15 protein-coding genes are annotated in these 16,987 nt (G+C 35.8%); 10 read left to right on the top strand and 5 right to left on the bottom strand.

Annotated features, from left to right (window positions below; genetic code table 11):
* Positions 1-56: 56 nt before the first annotated feature.
* Entirely contained in the window at positions 57-1,052 is a 996-nt protein-coding gene (locus G9Q29_RS10000) for an isoaspartyl peptidase/L-asparaginase family protein (protein ID WP_166136524.1), read from the bottom strand.
* A 194-nt stretch (positions 1,053-1,246) separates the two neighbouring features.
* Between G9Q29_RS10000 and G9Q29_RS09995 the strand changes: the two genes are divergently transcribed.
* Together G9Q29_RS09995 and G9Q29_RS09990 are read left to right on the top strand one after the other, a co-directional pair.
* A complete protein-coding gene (locus G9Q29_RS09995) occupies positions 1,247-1,636 on the top strand; it encodes a hypothetical protein (RefSeq protein ID WP_166136521.1) in 390 nt (129 codons plus the stop codon).
* A gap of 85 nt (positions 1,637-1,721) precedes the next feature.
* On the top strand, positions 1,722-2,591 hold the full coding sequence (locus tag G9Q29_RS09990; protein ID WP_225872925.1) for an HAEPLYID family protein: 870 nt from the start codon (positions 1,722-1,724) through the stop codon (positions 2,589-2,591).
* Between the two features lie 71 nt (positions 2,592-2,662).
* On the opposite strand, the gene G9Q29_RS09985 is transcribed toward G9Q29_RS09990, so the two are convergent.
* Positions 2,663-3,670, bottom strand: a complete 1,008-nt coding sequence (locus G9Q29_RS09985; RefSeq protein ID WP_166136518.1) for a 3-oxoacyl-ACP synthase III family protein — start codon at positions 3,668-3,670, stop codon at positions 2,663-2,665.
* A 292-nt stretch (positions 3,671-3,962) separates the two neighbouring features.
* Here G9Q29_RS09985 and G9Q29_RS09980 point away from each other — a divergent pair, with 292 nt between their 5' ends.
* Positions 3,963-6,374, top strand: coding sequence for a S9 family peptidase (locus G9Q29_RS09980; RefSeq protein WP_166136515.1), 2,412 nt, complete (start codon positions 3,963-3,965; stop codon positions 6,372-6,374).
* A 1,014-nt stretch (positions 6,375-7,388) separates the two neighbouring features.
* On the opposite strand, the gene G9Q29_RS09975 is transcribed toward G9Q29_RS09980, so the two are convergent.
* The 3 genes from G9Q29_RS09975 to G9Q29_RS09965 all read right to left on the bottom strand — a co-directional run bounded on the left by G9Q29_RS09975 (position 7,389) and on the right by G9Q29_RS09965 (position 9,624).
* Positions 7,389-8,336: an ABC transporter ATP-binding protein gene (locus G9Q29_RS09975; RefSeq protein WP_166137005.1), complete on the bottom strand. Its 948-nt coding sequence runs from the start codon at positions 8,334-8,336 to the stop codon at positions 7,389-7,391.
* Positions 8,337-8,439: 103 nt separating this feature from the next.
* Positions 8,440-9,135: an OmpA family protein gene (locus G9Q29_RS09970; protein ID WP_166136512.1), complete on the bottom strand. Its 696-nt coding sequence runs from the start codon at positions 9,133-9,135 to the stop codon at positions 8,440-8,442.
* Between the two features lie 12 nt (positions 9,136-9,147).
* On the bottom strand, positions 9,148-9,624 hold the full coding sequence (locus G9Q29_RS09965; RefSeq protein WP_166136509.1) for a lipocalin family protein: 477 nt from the start codon (positions 9,622-9,624) through the stop codon (positions 9,148-9,150).
* Between the two features lie 180 nt (positions 9,625-9,804).
* Between G9Q29_RS09965 and htpG the strand changes: the two genes are divergently transcribed.
* The 7 genes from htpG (at position 9,805) to G9Q29_RS09930 (ending at position 16,931) form a co-directional block, all read left to right on the top strand.
* Entirely contained in the window at positions 9,805-11,691 is a 1,887-nt protein-coding gene (gene htpG / locus G9Q29_RS09960; protein WP_166136506.1) for a molecular chaperone HtpG, read from the top strand.
* 408 nt (positions 11,692-12,099) lie between these two features.
* Complete coding sequence (locus tag G9Q29_RS09955) at positions 12,100-13,314, top strand: AAA family ATPase (protein WP_166136503.1); 1,215 nt, start codon at positions 12,100-12,102, stop codon at positions 13,312-13,314.
* Between the two features lie 186 nt (positions 13,315-13,500).
* A complete protein-coding gene (locus G9Q29_RS09950; protein WP_166136500.1) occupies positions 13,501-13,929 on the top strand; it encodes an RDD family protein in 429 nt (142 codons plus the stop codon).
* Positions 13,930-14,124: 195 nt separating this feature from the next.
* The gene (locus G9Q29_RS09945) at positions 14,125-14,964 is read left to right on the top strand and encodes a DUF5684 domain-containing protein (protein WP_166136497.1); all 840 of its coding nucleotides are present in this window, start codon (positions 14,125-14,127) and stop codon (positions 14,962-14,964) included.
* Positions 14,965-15,116: 152 nt separating this feature from the next.
* Positions 15,117-15,815, top strand: coding sequence for a carboxypeptidase-like regulatory domain-containing protein (locus tag G9Q29_RS09940; RefSeq protein WP_166136494.1), 699 nt, complete (start codon positions 15,117-15,119; stop codon positions 15,813-15,815).
* A 190-nt stretch (positions 15,816-16,005) separates the two neighbouring features.
* Entirely contained in the window at positions 16,006-16,344 is a 339-nt protein-coding gene (locus tag G9Q29_RS09935) for a hypothetical protein (protein ID WP_166136491.1), read from the top strand.
* 128 nt (positions 16,345-16,472) lie between these two features.
* Complete coding sequence (locus G9Q29_RS09930) at positions 16,473-16,931, top strand: DUF4440 domain-containing protein (protein ID WP_225872924.1); 459 nt, start codon at positions 16,473-16,475, stop codon at positions 16,929-16,931.
* The last annotated feature ends 56 nt before the right edge of the window (positions 16,932-16,987 follow it).

Here is a 16,987-nt window from a genome sequence, read left to right as displayed (position 1 = left end):
ATTTTTCAAGGAGCACTTAAACCGTTTCAAGCTAACTCTCATTTTTATTTTTCAGATTACTTTAAAAAATAAGGCGGATCAATCAAACGGTTTCCAGTAGCGTCATGCACGGCGTAATTAAAACCGCCTTGCAAACAATAACTACCATATTCTCCTTTTTTATTTAAGGCAATAAAACCTACTTGAATATCTTTTAAATCTTTGTTGCGCTTTTTACTCAAATTTACAATGCGCGCAACTGCCTCTTCGCAAGCTTTTTGCGGAGACTTTCCTTGACGCATCAACTCAACCACCAAGTGTGAGCCTGTAATACGAATTACCTCTTCTCCATGACCTGTTGCCGTTGCCGCTCCAATTTCATTGTCCACATATAAACCAGCTCCAATGATTGGTGAATCTCCCAAACGGCCGTGCATTTTAAAAGCCATTCCGCTTGTTGTGCAAGCGCCGGACAAATCGCCATTTGCGTCAAGCGCTATCATCCCAATCGTATCGTGATTTTCAATATTGGCAATAGGTTTGTACTCACTTGTTTTAAGCCATTCTTTCCATTCCCGCTCTGAATCGGCAACCAATAAATTTTCTTTTTTGAATCCTTGCGATAAGGCAAATTGAAGGGCGCCATCGCCAACAAGCATCACATGAGGCGATTTTTCCATTACGGCACGTGCTACAGAAATAGGATGCTTGATGTGTTCGAGGCAACCAACTGAACCAATATTCGAATTTTCATCCATGATACAAGCATCAAGCGTCACACGACCATCACGATCGGGTCTTCCACCATAACCTACACTGCGCTCGGTTGGATCGCCTTCTGGGATTTTCACACCTGCTTCAACGGCATCAAGCGCTTTGCCATTATTTTTTAGCACTTCCCAAGCAGCAACATTGGCTTGCAAACCAAAATTCCAGGTAGAAAGTACAATAGGTTTTGTTCCTTTTGTTGAAAACGACTCTTTTTGAGATACAATTTCATCAGCTAAAGAAGGCAAAGCAGCCGCTGCAGTAGCCATAGCAGCCGTTTTCAAAAAGTCTCGACGATTAGCCATAAAATGCTTTTTTTGGTGTTAGATCTAAAAGTAAAGATATAGTTTCGGTTGATTAAAAAAAAACGCAACACAAAATTAATTGGCTCATCAATCTTTACAAAAAATCATGCTTGGGGCTACTCACCAATTCAAAATCAAACCTAATAAAACGTTAACAAAAATTCAGCTTATGCTAAAATTTATATTTTTGCCAAGTGTTAGAATCCATCAGAAATATAAAAGGACTACGGTTTTTTTGTGCTTTTATAGCGCTTTACCTTCTCAATTGTAGCGTTGATAGCAACGACAACACACCTATTTATGTAGCAGAAAATCTAGCAATCAATGATCAAGAAAGTATAATCGAACTTGTTATTGAAAAAGTTTTGGGATATGAAAATGCCATTCCTGAAAATGAAGATACTGATGAGGATAATGCTAGTCATTTCAAAAAAAGAATTTCAATTACTTTTTATGTTTTACCACATACTTCTCAAAAAATCAACACCATTAACCGTTTAAGTGAACTGATTTTTTTTGGATTTAAGATGAAGAATATCGGCCAGCCATTATTCGAAATTCATTCTCCTCCACCCGAAGTTTAATTTGTTTTTATAAGTATCAAACTACTTTGTTTTTCAAAAAAAGAAAGACAAAGCAACTGTATGCATAACCAATTTTACAAATTAAATGAAAAACACATTTTTAAAACCTGCTATTTTAGGGTTTATCACCATACTACTGCATAGCATCAACTCCAAAGCACAATCAACAAGGGACCAACAAAACACCCTAAACGATAGCCTTTATATTCAAGAAGTTCAGGATAAAAAAGAACCTTTAAAAATTTTACATGCCGAACCTTTATACATTGATTTGATTCGTGATTTAGGAGCTCGAAAAGGCGAAAAGGAATGGAATTTTGGTTTAGGAATCACCGACAAAAACAAATACGACGAATATTTAGCATTAGTTGAATACGAATGGGCACCGCTGAATAGATTGGGATTTGAAGTAGAGTTGCCGTTTACTATTTATCCATCAAATCAAAACGGAAACACACCACAAAGCAAATTGAACGGTTTAAAATTAGCCACTCAATATTCCTTTTTTGTATCTGAGAACTACAAAACATCTATGGCAATAGGATACATTCACGAGTTTGAACTCACTCCCTTTTCTAGCTTTGGGAATAGTAAATTGTTTACTGGAAATATCTATAGTCCGTTTTTTGTTGCAGCAAAACGTTGGGGCAGTAATTTTCATACGCTATTGTACACAGGTCCTATCTTTCAACAGCATTTAAATCCTAGCAGTGTTCAAACCTCATGGCAAATTAACAGTAACTTTCATTACATGATTCCCGGTACTCGAAATTTTATAGGGATTGAAGTAAACAAAGAGTTACAAAAAAACGATTTTGATATGACTGTACGACCGCAAATGAGAGTAGAAGTTACGCACCAACTCTTAGTAGGTATCGTTACCGGAATTCCTATCGGCAGAGAGAATGAGAGATTTAGTTCCTTCCTTCGGCTAATTTACGAACCCAAGCATTAAAAACAAAACCCCAATCCTGAATCAAGATTGGGGTTATTATTTTTGTAAAAATATAATTTAGATGTGTTCTCCTACCATTTAATAATCGCACTGGCCCAAGTAAATCCACTACCAAATGCTGCTAAAACCACAGTGTCACCTGATTTGATTTTTCCTTTTTCCCATGCTTCAGTTAAAGCAATCGGAATAGAGGCTGCAGTAGTATTTCCGTATTTTTGAATGTTATTGTACACTTGATCGTCTGTTAAGTCAAATTTCTTTTGGATGAATTGACTAATTCTCAAGTTAGCTTGGTGCGGAATCAACATATCAATATCTGAAACTTGCAAATTATTTGCTTGCAATCCTTCATTAATCACTTCGCTAAAACGAACTACAGCATTTTTAAATACAAATTGTCCGTTCATGTACGGGAAATAACTTTCGTCATCTGGATCGTTGGCTTCTAAAATATCAGTTACCCAACGGCCACCCATTCCTGGTGCTTTTACAATTAATTCTTCGGCATGTTGCCCTTCTGAATGCAAGTGCGTTGATAAAATTCCTTTGGTAATATCTTCCTCTCTACTCAAAACAGCAGCTCCTGCTCCATCACCAAAAATTACCGAAACGCCACGTCCACGTGTAGTCATGTCTAAACCTGTAGAATGTACCTCTGAACCAATAACCAGAATGTTTTTATACATACCCGTTTTGATGTATTGATCAGCTACTGATAAAGCGTAAACAAAACCAGAACATTGGTTGCGCACATCTAATGCACCTACGGTTCTTAATCCCAAATCTCTTTGTACCAAAACTCCAGGTCCTGGAAAATAGTAATCAGGGCTTAACGTAGCAAATACTACAAAGTCAATATCTTCTTTGGCAACACCCGCGCGTTCAATTGCAATTTCGGCTGCTTTTACACCCATTGAGGTTGTTGTATCTTCTCCTCTGATGATGTGGCGGCGTTCTTGAATTCCAGTTCGCTCTTGAATCCACTCATCATTGGTATCCATGATTTTGGATAAATCGTCATTTGTTACTACATTTTCGGGAACGTAATAACCCAATCCTGCTATTTTTGAATGATACATATAATTGTTATTTTATTAAAATCAGTTTGCAAATTTAAAACATACCTTAAAACTAGGGCTACTAAATTACTACTTTTTTACCAAATAACCAGTTTCTAGCTATTTACGGGACTTTACAAGTCTTCATCAAGGAAAAAAAACGATGCTATAATCCAATTTGGAGCTAAAATGGGTATCCTGAGTAGGTTGCAAAAAGTTAAAAGTGTTTTAATTTTTTCAAATGTAACAAGTTTGCGATATTTTAGACTTGTAATACAACAAGACTAACTCTAATTTAAAATGATTATCAAGTATGAAATTTAAAATCTCGCTATTTATTGCGCTTGGCCTGAGCATATCTGCTTTTGCGCAAGAAAATCTTAGCTATCAAAAACCATCGGCATCGATACTCGAATTGGCCGATTACGAACGCGCTCCATCCGTATCGATGGATACCAAAAAAGAATACCTACTCCTTTCGTACCGCAGCACCTACAAAACGCTAGATGATTTGAATAAAGATGAACTGCGTTTGGGCGGTTTGCGTATCAATCCGGTGACGAATATTTCAAGCTCAGTTACTTACGTGAACAACTTAAAACTGCGAAAAGTAAAAGATAGCAACGAAATGCAAGTAGCAGGTTTACCAGCAAATGCTAAAATTAGTAACATATCTTGGTCGCCAAACGATAGTAAAATTTCGTTTTCAAATACCACAGCAACAGGTGTTGAACTTTGGGTTATTGATGTTGCTACGGCAAAAGCGACTCGACTTACTGAAGCTCGTGTCAATGCCAATTTAGGTAATCCGTTTAGCTGGTTAAAAGACAATGCCACTATTTTGGTTAAAATGTTACCTCAAAACAGACCGGCACTTTTGGATGCAAAGAAGGACTTGCCTGCTGGTCCTATTATTTCTAATGCTGATGGATCTAAATCTCAAAACAGAACCTATCCTGACATGTTGAAAAACGCCAATGATGAGATCAATTTTGAGAACATCATGACCTCTGAGTTGTACAAAGTTAGTTTAGATGGAACGGCAACTTTGTTCAAAAAAGCAGCTATGTACGCCGGAGAAAGCTTTTCGCCTGATGGCAATTACTTGATGCTTACTACCATTCAAAAACCGTTTTCATATATTGTTCCGTTAAGTCGTTTTCCAAGTAAATCAGTGGTGTTTGACAAAGACGGTAACGAGGTAAAAACAGTAAACGAAGTTCCTTTGACTGAAATTATTCCGAAAGGTTTTATGGCCGTCCGCAAAGGCAAACGCAACATGACATGGAGAGCCGATCAAGCTGCTACGCTGATGTATGTTGAAGCACTTGATGCTGGTGATCCTGCCAACAAAGTGGAATTTAGAGATGAGGTATTTACGTGGAATGCACCTTTTACAGCCCCTGCAAAATCGCTTGTAAAAACACCTCAACGTTTTAGCGGCATCATGTGGGGTAATGAAAACGTTGCTATTTTAATGGACGAATGGTACGATACGCGTAATACTAAAACTTATCTTTTTAACCCATCTCAGCCAGAGCAAGCACCAAAAGTAATTTTTGACCGCAATTCGCAAGACGTGTATGCTGATCCAGGAAATTTTGAAACGCGCAAAAATGAATTCAACAGATATGTACTTGCTTTAGAAAACAACAAAGCGTTCTTAATTGGTGCTGGTTTTACGAAGAACGGACAATTTCCTTTTATTAGTGAGTTCGATTTAAAAACATTGCAAAGCAAGCGCTTGTACACATCGACTTACATGGATAAAAAAGAAGATGTTATCGAAATTGAAGATTTCAAGAAAGGAACCGTTTTGGTACAAATTCAGTCTAAAAACGAGTATCCGAACTATTACTTGCGCAACATTTACCAAAAAAACAAACTGACACCAATTACATCATTCAAAAATCCGTTTGAAAGTATCAAAAACGTAAGTAAAGAAGTCATTAAATACAAGCGTAAAGATGGCGTGGAACTATCAGGAACTTTATACTTGCCAGTAGGTTACGACAAGGCTAAAAAAGAAAAAATGCCATTGTTGATTTGGGCTTATCCAGCAGAATACAAAGACAAAAATTCAGCGGGACAAAGCACGCAAAACCCAAATGAATTCACTTTCCCAAGTTACGGCTCGTTTGTGTACTGGGTAACCAAAGGTTATGTTGTACTTGACGATGCGGCCTTCCCAATTATTGGTGAAGGAACTACAGAACCAAATGATAATTTTATCACACAATTGGTTGACAATGCTGAGGCTGCTATTAATGCAGTTGATGCTTTAGGTTACATTGACCGTAAAAAAGTAGGTGTTGGCGGACACTCATACGGAGCTTTTATGACGGCCAACTTGCTTACCCATTCTAATTTATTTGCGTGTGGAATTGCCCGCAGTGGTGCTTACAACAGAACTTTAACTCCGTTTGGTTTTCAGAGTGAGCAACGCAATTACTGGGAAAGTCCAGAAGTGTACACAGCGATGTCTCCTTTTATGAATGCTGGAAAAATGAAAACGCCTATGTTATTGGTACACGGTGAAGCGGATAATAATCCGGGAACGTTTACCTTACAAACAGAGCGTTACTTTCAAGCCTTAAAAGGATTGGGTGGCCCAGCACGTATGGTGATTTTACCAAAAGAAGCGCACGGATATGTAGCCAAAGAAAATATTTTGCACCTGCTTTGGGAACAAGATCAGTTTTTAGATAAACATTTGAAAAACTAAAAGCTTTTCTGCAGAAGAGCTAACAACAATAAACCAGCCCGGGATCAATCTGATTTCGGGCTTGTTTTTTTGTGAAAACAGAACTTCCGTCACTTCGAGTGATTTTGAATCGTAATGCGACAGCTTTACGGTTCAAAATTGTATCGAGAAGTTTTGGTTTTTAAAGAGTTCTCGATACTTCGTAGTAATTTTCCAGCGCAAATTGCTACTCAACTCGAACTGACGAATTTCTTAACTTGACGATTCGTAATGAACCACAAAAAAAACTGATAAATTTTAAGGAATTTCAAACGTCACTTCGAGTGATTTTGAATTGTAATGCGACAGCTTTACGAGTCAAAATTGTATCGAGAAGTTTTTGGTTTTAAAGAGTTCTCGATACTTCTTATCAATTTTCTAGCGCAAATTGCTACTCAACTCGAACTGACGAATTTCTTAACTTGACGATTCGGACTGAACTGTTTATTTGAATGGTGTTGCAAACCTCACTTCGAGTTATTTTGAATTGTAATGCGACAGCTTTACGGTTCAAAATTGTATCGAGAAGTTTTGGTTTTTAAAGAGTTCTCGATACTTCGTAGCAATTTTCTAGCGCAAATTGCTACTCAACTCGAACTGACGAATTTCTTAACTTGACGATTCGGACTGAACAGTTTATTTGAATGGTGTTGCAAACGTCACTTCGAGTTATTTTGAATGGTAATGCGACAGCTTTACGATTAAAAATTGTATCGAGAAGTTTTTGGTGGTCAAGTTCTGAAAACAAAACGTTCTCTCGAGCCCCGATGGAAGTGGCATCCTTGCTGGGCAAATCCCGAAACATCGGGATTGCCAGCAAGATATAACGGACAGCGGGACCAGTCGTGTGCGAGGCAATAAACTACTGCTCCCTAAAAAAACACCAACAAACATCTATCTTACCTAAAACGAATCCGTCTGGCTTTTCTGCATAAAAAATGCCCCAAATAGCGCTTGACTTTTTGGGGCATTTTTTATATTTTCGATCATGATTTTTTAGGCTAGCATCAAGCGCACTTCTTGATTAAAGTCTAACTCGGTGTCGTGCTCAAAGAAAATAGCTCTTCGATCAAAGGCTGCTTTTACTAAAAAATGGCCGCCGCGGTAGTAACATTGTTTGACGATGGCTGTCATTTTTGAATTATCAACAACTTTTAATTGGTGCGGATAGAGCAGTAAATACTCGTCGTCCGCGGGGTCAATGTCGATAATTTGCGAGAGCATGAACTCATTGACTTCGCCAAAAAGTGAGGCTACATATTTGGTTGGCGGCACTTCATAAACTGCTCTTGAAGGTCCTTTTACCACTACTTCGCCTTTTTGCAATACGATGGTTTCATCAGCAAATGACAAGGCATCTACGCTATCGTGCGTGGCAATGATGCAGGTAATCTTTTTTTTCTTTAAGTAGGCAAACAAGTTGCGGCGTAAGGCATTTTTCCTGAAATTATCAATGTGACTGAACGGCTCGTCAAGCAATAAAATTTCAGGCTCGAGGGCCAACGCTTTTGCTAATGCCACACGTTGTTGCTGACCACCACTTAGGTCTTTGGCTTTTACTTTGGCAAATTCAGTCATTTCGACCATTTCAAGCAGTTCTTGAATACGAAGTCTTTTTAGGGGTAAAAAAGCGCTCGACAAAAACTTACCTACATTTTCCTCAACGGTGGTGTACGGCATTAAGTCGAAATCTTGTGCCAAGTATTTAATGTAATCTACTCCCGGAATAAGGTTGTATTTAGGGCCAAGAATAGGTTTTTCATCGTTGCTAATACTGCCTTCGTTGAGGTCAAGTAAGCCGTAGATGAGTTTCAGTAAAGTACTTTTTCCGCAACCACTTTCGCCAATAATGGCTATATTTTGTCCTTTCTCTACCGTGAAACTGATGTTTTTGATCACCGGAGTGTCACTATAGGAAAAGTGTATGTTTTTTATTTCTAGCATCATCAAAAATTAAAGCGCAAATTTACAATCTTTAAAACAATTTTAAACACAAAAAAAGCTGCTTCTAGAAAGAAACAGCTCTTGTTATTAATGTAGTTTTAGCTTATTTTTTAACTTCAGCTTCAGCGTCTTTAATCATTTTTTCGTTGGCTGTGATTGCAAACTCTACACGACGGTTTTGGCTTCTGCCCTCTGCCGTTTCGTTAGAAGCTATTGGATCAGCAATACCCAAACCAGTTACTTGGAAACGAGAAGACGATACTCCTTTACTTGCCAAATAATTACGTACGGCCGCTGCTCTATCGCCTGAAAGTTTCAAGTTATAATCTGCTGGACCTGTACTGTCTGTGTAACCATAAATTGTAATGTTTGTGTCTGGATATTCTCCAAAAACAGGAACTAATTTATCAAGGTTTGCTTTTGCCGCAGCAGTCAAAGTAGATTTGTTGGTATCAAAACGCACTGCATTTTCATTCAATACTAATTTAATTCCTTCTCCTACACGCACTACCTCAGCACCTGGAAGCACAGCATCAATTTCGCGGGCTTGTTTATCCATTTTGTTACCGATAGCACCACCGGCAACTCCACCAATAACACCACCTAAAACAGCACCCATTGCGCCTTTTCCACCTTTACCTAGATTGTTACCCAAAACACCACCAATTACGGCTCCTGCTACGGCACCAATACCTGCACCACGTTGTTTTTGATTGGTATTTTTTACAGCCTCACAGCTTGTAAATATTGAACCTATAACCATTATTGTTGCTATAGCAACTACTGAAATCTTTTTCATATTTTTATTTTTTTAGTTTGCTTTTTGAAATTGGTACACTACGTCAGTCATTTTTCCTGCTATATCAATTCTATCTACCAATTGAAATGAAGTTTCGGTTTGATTAGCAAGTCCTAAAATATAACCGTCTCTAACTTTCTTTGCTTTAATACCAGCATCTAAAACTTTTAAAACAAACTGACCTTGATCGTTTACAAACCAAGTAATTGGTGAACTAAAGGCAACACAATTTGCTTTTGTCAAAGCCATAGTTCCTTTGTTATTGTTCGAAACAAATTTCCAAGTACTTCCCACAAAACACTCTGAGTCTGCTAATTGAAAAGAGTTCACTTTTACATATTGAGATCCCGGATAGGTTACAGAACTAATAACCCAGTCACCTTTAATGGCTACTTGTGATTTTCTATCGGTTTTTGTACTTGTGGCTGAAGTTGATTTACATGCAAACATCAAAACAGACAGTAAGCATATCGAAATAATTTTTTTCATTTTAAATATTTTGATGGATTAATACTCGTACAAAGATAAGAAGCAATGCCTGTAATATGTTTCAGAATTTCTAATTTTTGTATCATAATTCCCAAGTCCGACATTTTGTCACTCTCTTTACAATTGGTATTCTATTTGAAAGCTATTTGATACAAAATTTAATTTTAAACTTTAAAAAATATGACAACAGGTAAAATTAATGTTTCAGTAGAAAACATCTTTCCCTTAATCAAGAAATTTTTATACAGCGACCACGAAATTTTCTTGAGAGAATTAATTTCGAATGGTACCGATGCCACTTTAAAATTAAAGCATCTGATCAGTATTGGCGAAGCCAAAGTAGAATATGGCAACCCAATGATCGAGGTAAAAATTGACAAAGAAGGAAAGAAAATACACATCATCGATCAAGGTTTAGGAATGACTGCTGATGAGGTTGAAAAATACATCAATCAAGTTGCTTTTTCAGGAGCCGAAGAGTTCTTAGACAAGTACAAAGATTCTGCTAAAGATTCTGGAATTATAGGACATTTTGGTCTTGGTTTTTACTCTGCTTTTATGGTAGCCGAGAAAGTAGAAATCATAACCAAATCATTCAAAGACGAGCCTGCTGCACACTGGACTTGTGATGGTAGCCCAGAATTCACATTAGAACCAGCTGATAAAACTACACGCGGTACTGAAATTATTTTGCACGTTGCTGAAGATTCTTTAGAATTTTTAGAAGACGCCAAAATCAAAGAATTGTTGAACAAGTACAACAAATTCATGCCTATTCCAATTAAATTTGGAACCAAAACACAAACTCTTCCAAAAGCAGAAGACGCTCCAGAAGATGCCGTTGCCGAAACGATTACTGTAGACAACATCATCAACAACCCAAATCCAGCTTGGACCAAACAACCAACAGAATTGGCTGCTGAGGATTACAAAACCTTCTACCACGAGTTGTACCCAATGCAGTTTGACGAGCCGTTATTCCACATTCATTTAAATGTAGATTATCCATTCAACTTAACTGGTATTTTGTATTTCCCAAAACTAGGATCTGATTTGCAAATCCAAAAAGATAAAATTCAGTTGTACCAAAACCAAGTGTATGTTACCGATAACGTAGAAGGAATTGTACCTGAATTTTTAATGATGTTAAAAGGTGTGGTAGACTCGCCAGACATTCCATTGAACGTGTCTCGTTCTGGATTGCAAGCTGATGCTGCCGTTAAAAAAATCTCTAATTACATCACACGTAAAGTTGCTGATAAATTAAAATCATTGTTCACAGAAAACCGTGAAGATTTTGAGCAAAAATGGAACGACATTAAAATTGTTTTAGAATACGGAATGTTATCCGAAGACAAGTTTTACGAAAAAGCAGGTGCCTTTGTACTTTACCCAACCGTAGATGGCAAATTCCACACGCTTGAAGAATTAAAAGAAAAACTAGCTGCCACACAAACCGATAAAGATGGCAAACTGGTAATCTTGTACGCAGGAAACAAAGATGCGCAGCACTCTTACATTGCTACCGCCAAAGACAAAGGATACGAAGTATTGTTGCTAGACTCTCCAATTATCTCGCACTTAATCCAGAAAATTGAAGGCGACAACAGCAACCTGACTTTTGTACGTGTAGACTCGGATCATATTGACAACTTGATCAAGAAAGACGAAACTACCATTTCAAAACTTTCAGATGAGGAACAAACCAGCCTAAAAACCGTTCTAGAAACCATTGTACCAAAACAAACGTACAGCGTACAACTAGAAGCGCTAGACAGCAACTCGGCACCATTTATCATCACACAGCCAGAATTCATGCGCCGTATGAAAGAAATGAGCCAAACCGGCGGTGGCGGAATGTTCGGGATGGGAAACATGCCAGAAATGTACAATTTAGTAGTAAACACGAACTCTGAATTGGCCAGCAGCATCCTAAACAACAAAGACAAAGACGCTCAAGAAAGCCTAGTAAAACAAGCGCTAGACTTAGCCAAACTATCTCAAAACTTGCTAAAAGGCGAAGCCTTAACCGCATTTGTAAAAAGAAGTTTCGAGCTAATTAAATAAGCCGCCAACCCATTTTATAACCTAAAATGACGTGAAGCGCTTATTCCGAACTTGCTTCGGAATCTTACCTCACAAAAGCTGTCCCAATTGGGGCGGCTTTTTTTTTGGGGAGCAGATCAGCCATTTTCAGCAGGCGCGTACTCCCGCTTTACGCTATAATCTTTGCTTTTGGCTGCCGCCACCGCAAAGGATTTCCGCTGCTATCGGGGCTATTTGAGACGGATAACTTTTACAAAGTCGTTTTTTAAAATCCCAATTTGTAAGATAATTTTAATATATTTGAGGGATGAATATGGTGAAAATATAATTCTCTAAGCCAGGTTGATTGGTTGGTCCTAGGAATGTTTTTGGTACCAATGAAAAAGTTTTACCTAATACTTAAACACGAAAGTGCAATAAATAAAACATATGAAAACAAGATTTGTAGACCCATTTTTTCCAAATAGACCTGTCCAAAATCCAGAATATTTTGAAGGACGTAAAGACCAAGTAGAGGAAGCAGTAGATGCTCTATATCAAACAATGAATAATAACCCTAAACACTTTATAATTTCTGGAGATAGAGGAATTGGAAAATCATCTTTACTCCTCCAAGTTAAATTATTATGCCAAGGAAATAATTCGTTGACTGATAAGCTTGAAATAGATAAAGGTTGTGATAGGTTTGATTATCTTGTCAGTTGGGTAGATGCTGTTGAAAATCAGAGCTTAGAAAATCTCGTTGTTAATATTTTAAACGAATTACAATCAACTATTGGGAGTTTTTTGAGCGCTTTAAAATTTGAGTTTGACCTAGCTGGTTTTGTTCAAATAAGTAAAAAAGAAGCTGCTGATAAATCGATTGCTGATGTTGTAAACGAATTTTGTAAACAAATCAAAAATGCACATGAAAAACTTGATAAAAAAGGAAAACACGGGATTATCATTTTTATTGATGAACTTGATAAAATGAACCCACAATCTGGAATAGCTTCGTTTTTAAAATTATCAACAGAAAAATTGAATAGAGAAAGAATAACAAACATTGCTTTCGCATGTTCTGGAATTACAGGTGCTATTCAGAAATTGGAAACTGAGCATGCATCAATATTTCGAACATTAAGAGATATACCACTACAAAGATTTACCGAAAAAGAATCTGAAGAAATTCTGTCAAATGGTTTTTTAAAAGCAGGCTTTACTTATGACAAAAAAGTGGTGGCAGAAATATTTAATTTAGCTGGTGGCTTTCCTGAGCCACTTCATATAATTGGCAGTGAGATCTTATCAGTTGGGGACGACATGCATTTGACCATTGAAGACTTCACCCTAGCAAAGGAAAAAGTAATTAAAGACGTACGAAAAAATAAACTTGGAGATTTACTTAAACGAGCCGGTTATGGTAAATATCAATTAATTTTAGAAGCAATGTCAACTCATGCCTCTCAGAATGTTCCTCTTGAAGTTATTACAAAACATTTAAACGTCGAATCTAATCAAATAAGCACTAATATTGGAACATTAATAGACAAAGAAATTATAACAAGAGTGGATAGAAGCGTATACTCATTCGTTGACCCTTTATTAAAAGAATATATAAAATCATTTGGGGTAATAAAACTAAAAGATAATGACGAAGATTAAGTACTGTGTTCTCACCCCGCTACCGCACGAATCCTTTCGTGTGGTGCGTGATTAAAGAAGCATGCTGCTCGAAGTATTTTAAAAAAACGTTCATATAACTCAAGGCTGCTTTGCGAATGCACTTAGATATATGACCATAATGATAAAACATCCGCATAACAGGTAAACCAAGTATACTGTTTTGAAATGACAAAAATTAATTATTTAGTATGTCGAGCTAGTTCTGCTTTAGTGGATTTGCTTGTATTTGCTATTTGCTGCAAACTTTTAGAGCCAATTTTAGGAGAAAAAAATCTTGATGGCACCTATTCTTTTGACAGTGGTTTGGTCCTTATTTTATTTTATTCTTTTTACTTAATTCAAGATATTTTTTTCAAAAAAACAATTGGGAAATATTTACTAAAACTAGAATTAAACTTTGAAAAACCATCCCATTTAAATGGGCATCGCAGGTATTTAAGAATAGTGTTAAGAAGGCTTTTTGACTTGATAGAGTTAGTTTGCCCTTTGATTTATATTTTATTTATAATTTCCACAAAAAACAATCAAAAATTGGGAGATTTAATTTCTAAAATTACTGTAAGGCCTGTAAAAATAGCTGCTCGAAATGTTTAAGAAAACGTTCTTAGAACTTTGGGCTGCTGTGCTAATGCATTTAGCTTTACGCTAAAATTGCGATGTGAAGTCAGAGACATTCGCACAGCAGCTAGTTCTGACAACATTTTTGTTCTAAAAAAGAAGACTTCGAGGAGCAAGCGGAAAATTTTTATATTTTTCAAAAAAATAATTTAATCAACTTGATATTTATAAATGAAACAATTATTTAACAAGCCATTACTAAAAACACCTTTAAAATATTCTTTTATCTATGTTTTTTTTGCTACTTTTTTACCTAAAATGTATTACGCTATCTTTATTGAGGATACAATTAAAAGCACTTTTTTAAACAAAATTATTAGTGTACTCTTTATTGATCCTTTTCCATTTATGTCCATTTTATTTACTTTATTAATCGTTTTACTATTATTTGAATTTAGTAAGACAGCATATGTAAATTTTGTTGGGGTCATAAAAATTTGTATCATCTTTTTATTTTTTTGTTTTACTCTAACATATATTTGCTCGAACTTATTTTTTTATCTTTTTTCCGATAAATTCCTTTCCATCCACAGTGGTTCACAAGAAGAGATTTTACTTTCATTTATAAATCCCTTCTCAGCTCTTAGCTTCGACCCAATAAGTTTTTATTTTTCAGGACCAAAAAATTATTTCATCATATGTTATAACAGTGGAAATACTATCAATTTAATCGTAGCTATATTATCTAGTCATGTGTTTTTATTGTGCATGACGTTTTATTATTTCTCTTTATACAGAATATTTAAAGCAAATAGTAAGAACGGCTTACAGTCTTTGATACCCATTTTAAATAATATTAAACTTTTAGAGATAGTTAAAAAGCCAAGGTTTTGGATTATTTTTTTATGTGTTCCTTTTGTACGACTCATTCCAAAGTATTTTATAAATAAAGAACTTTGTTTACAGTACAACAAATCAAATACAGTAGCAATTGCAATGACTACTTTTCCATGGATTTTTTATGGTGTAATTGCCTTTGATAAAAAAAACAAAATAGTTGATGGTAATTAAGATTAAATATAATTGCCGCAGCTGCATGATCTTTTCTTTAAAAAAAAGTTCTTGAACTGAAGGCTTTTATTTGAACTCAAAGACATTCAAGCAGTAACAAGTTCATAAATAACTAAACTATCAAATTGTTGAATTAAACTTTGTAGCAAAATATGAAATACAAACTAGAAATACCCAAACCATGCCACGCAGATTGGAATTCGATGAGTGCTACAAATCAAGGTAAATTTTGCGAAAGTTGTAAAAAAGAAGTTATCAATTTTGAGTTATTGACCAATGCTCAAATTTTGAGTAAAGTTTCGAATAACACATCCGTTTGCGGTAGATTATCTAAAAATCAAATTAATTCAGAGTTTACAAATTCAAATCCCACACCGGCGCCTTTTTGGGGAGTCCTTTTTAGTTTTACGTCTCTTTTGACCGCAGTGCCTGTATTGGCTCAAAAAGAAAAAGCGAAAATAGAAATTATTGAGTCGAAATCTAGCTCTGCTACTGCAGAACAAACAGAAACCTCTTTTGTAACCGTATCAGGTATGGTTTTAGAAAAATTAACTATTGATGCTAAAACAAGCACTCCACTTCCCGGAGCAGTGATTGAGCATAAACAATCTAAAACAAGCGTAACCACAGATTTCAGCGGGAAATTTACAATTAAGATACCATTCAAAGATTATTCAAAATCGAAGTGGCTACATGTTCATTACATCGGAATGGAAAGTAAAGAAACTGAAGTACTGAAAACAACAAACAATCTTAAAATAGAAATGATTCCAACTGAAATGCTACTAGGAGAAGTTGTTATTGTCCGTAAGCGAAATATCTTTGATAGAATTAGAAGTCTATTTCGTTAAATTTTAGTGAATTATGGTACAGCAACCGATATTGATAAAGCATCAAAACATTGTACCTAAAGTACTTCATGGAAATAGAAATCAATCAATCTTAAAAAAAAAAATGAGAGTTTATTTAGCGAGCAATTTCGATCGGAACGCTTGCGGTGATCAAAACTATAACATTAACCAAAAACTAAATAATCAGCATATGAAGAAAATTATCTCAACATTTTTCCTCCTTTTAACTTTCTCTATTTATTCGCAAAATAGATATGAACTTGTTGACGAAGGCAATGACAAATTGTTTCTATCAGATTCTATCTCAAAGATGGCTATAAAAAGTTTAATTACAGACAAACCAATAGTTGTAGTTGATGGCATACCTTTTCGTTATCAAGATTTAGAAAATCAAAAATTACAGTTATCAAAATCTGAAATCGCAAAGATTATAGCAATAGACAAACAAAAAGGCATTAGTATTTTTGGAAACTTTGGAGAAGCAGGCGTTGTAATTATCACAACTAATAGACCAAAAAAGGTAAATTAAATTGAAAGTTTATTATCGCTCTATGTCATAAAAAACATTCAAGGTTTTTACGCTGTATAGCCTTGCAGGAATTAAAAAAAACAGATAAATCAATTCGTCATCCAGCCGTTAAATTACTTTCAACAACAATGAAAACACGTAACACCATAATCTTGATGCTGTTTTTTAATTCGATAGCATTCGGTCAAGTTTCAAATGAAACCCACAAAAAACAGATTGAAAAACTAGTACTCGAATCGTTTGATGAAATTTGGTCCAAACTAGAACCTAAAAACATTGAGAAATACTACACCAAAGATTTCCTGCTATTGGAACACGGCGAAGTTTGGAATAACGATACCATTGCAAAGTATTTAAATAAAGGTAAACTCAAATTACCCATGCCAAAACGAGTAAACACAATTGAAATTATTGATATCAAAGTGACCAACAAAACGGCTTGGGTGGCCTACCACAACTATGCAACCATTTCTGTTGATGATAAAGTTATTAGAAAAGCACATTGGCTAGAAAGCGCCACGGCCATTTTAACCGATAAAGGCTGGAAGTTTGACATGTTGCATTCTACTAGGGTGAAAAGTGAATGAAACATAAACCAGAGTTAAAAAATCCACTCCTTGCATACTTTTTCAAATCTCAATAA

It is taken from the genome of Flavobacterium turcicum (assembly GCF_011365745.1).
In the GTDB taxonomy this organism is placed as follows: Bacteria; Bacteroidota; Bacteroidia; order Flavobacteriales; family Flavobacteriaceae; genus Flavobacterium; species Flavobacterium turcicum.
Note: the sequence above shows the minus strand (reverse complement) of the source record. Positions and strands in the feature narration are given on the sequence as shown.

What these genes read in the sequence shown, in the direction of transcription:
- G9Q29_RS10000 (WP_166136524.1), bottom strand. Translation starts at nt 1,052, where the DNA reads ATGGCTAATCGTCGAGACTTTTTGAAAACGGCTGCTATGGCTACTGCA.
- G9Q29_RS09990 (WP_225872925.1), top strand. Translation starts at nt 1,722, where the DNA reads ATGAAAAACACATTTTTAAAACCTGCTATTTTAGGGTTTATCACCATA.
- G9Q29_RS09985 (WP_166136518.1), bottom strand. Translation starts at nt 3,670, where the DNA reads ATGTATCATTCAAAAATAGCAGGATTGGGTTATTACGTTCCCGAAAAT.
- G9Q29_RS09980 (WP_166136515.1), top strand. Translation starts at nt 3,963, where the DNA reads ATGAAATTTAAAATCTCGCTATTTATTGCGCTTGGCCTGAGCATATCT.
- G9Q29_RS09975 (WP_166137005.1), bottom strand. Translation starts at nt 8,336, where the DNA reads ATGCTAGAAATAAAAAACATACACTTTTCCTATAGTGACACTCCGGTG.
- G9Q29_RS09970 (WP_166136512.1), bottom strand. Translation starts at nt 9,135, where the DNA reads ATGAAAAAGATTTCAGTAGTTGCTATAGCAACAATAATGGTTATAGGT.
- G9Q29_RS09965 (WP_166136509.1), bottom strand. Translation starts at nt 9,624, where the DNA reads ATGAAAAAAATTATTTCGATATGCTTACTGTCTGTTTTGATGTTTGCA.
- htpG (WP_166136506.1), top strand. Translation starts at nt 9,805, where the DNA reads ATGACAACAGGTAAAATTAATGTTTCAGTAGAAAACATCTTTCCCTTA.
- G9Q29_RS09955 (WP_166136503.1), top strand. Translation starts at nt 12,100, where the DNA reads ATGAAAACAAGATTTGTAGACCCATTTTTTCCAAATAGACCTGTCCAA.
- G9Q29_RS09950 (WP_166136500.1), top strand. Translation starts at nt 13,501, where the DNA reads ATGACAAAAATTAATTATTTAGTATGTCGAGCTAGTTCTGCTTTAGTG.
- G9Q29_RS09945 (WP_166136497.1), top strand. Translation starts at nt 14,125, where the DNA reads ATGAAACAATTATTTAACAAGCCATTACTAAAAACACCTTTAAAATAT.
- G9Q29_RS09940 (WP_166136494.1), top strand. Translation starts at nt 15,117, where the DNA reads ATGAAATACAAACTAGAAATACCCAAACCATGCCACGCAGATTGGAAT.
- G9Q29_RS09935 (WP_166136491.1), top strand. Translation starts at nt 16,006, where the DNA reads ATGAAGAAAATTATCTCAACATTTTTCCTCCTTTTAACTTTCTCTATT.
- G9Q29_RS09930 (WP_225872924.1), top strand. Translation starts at nt 16,473, where the DNA reads ATGAAAACACGTAACACCATAATCTTGATGCTGTTTTTTAATTCGATA.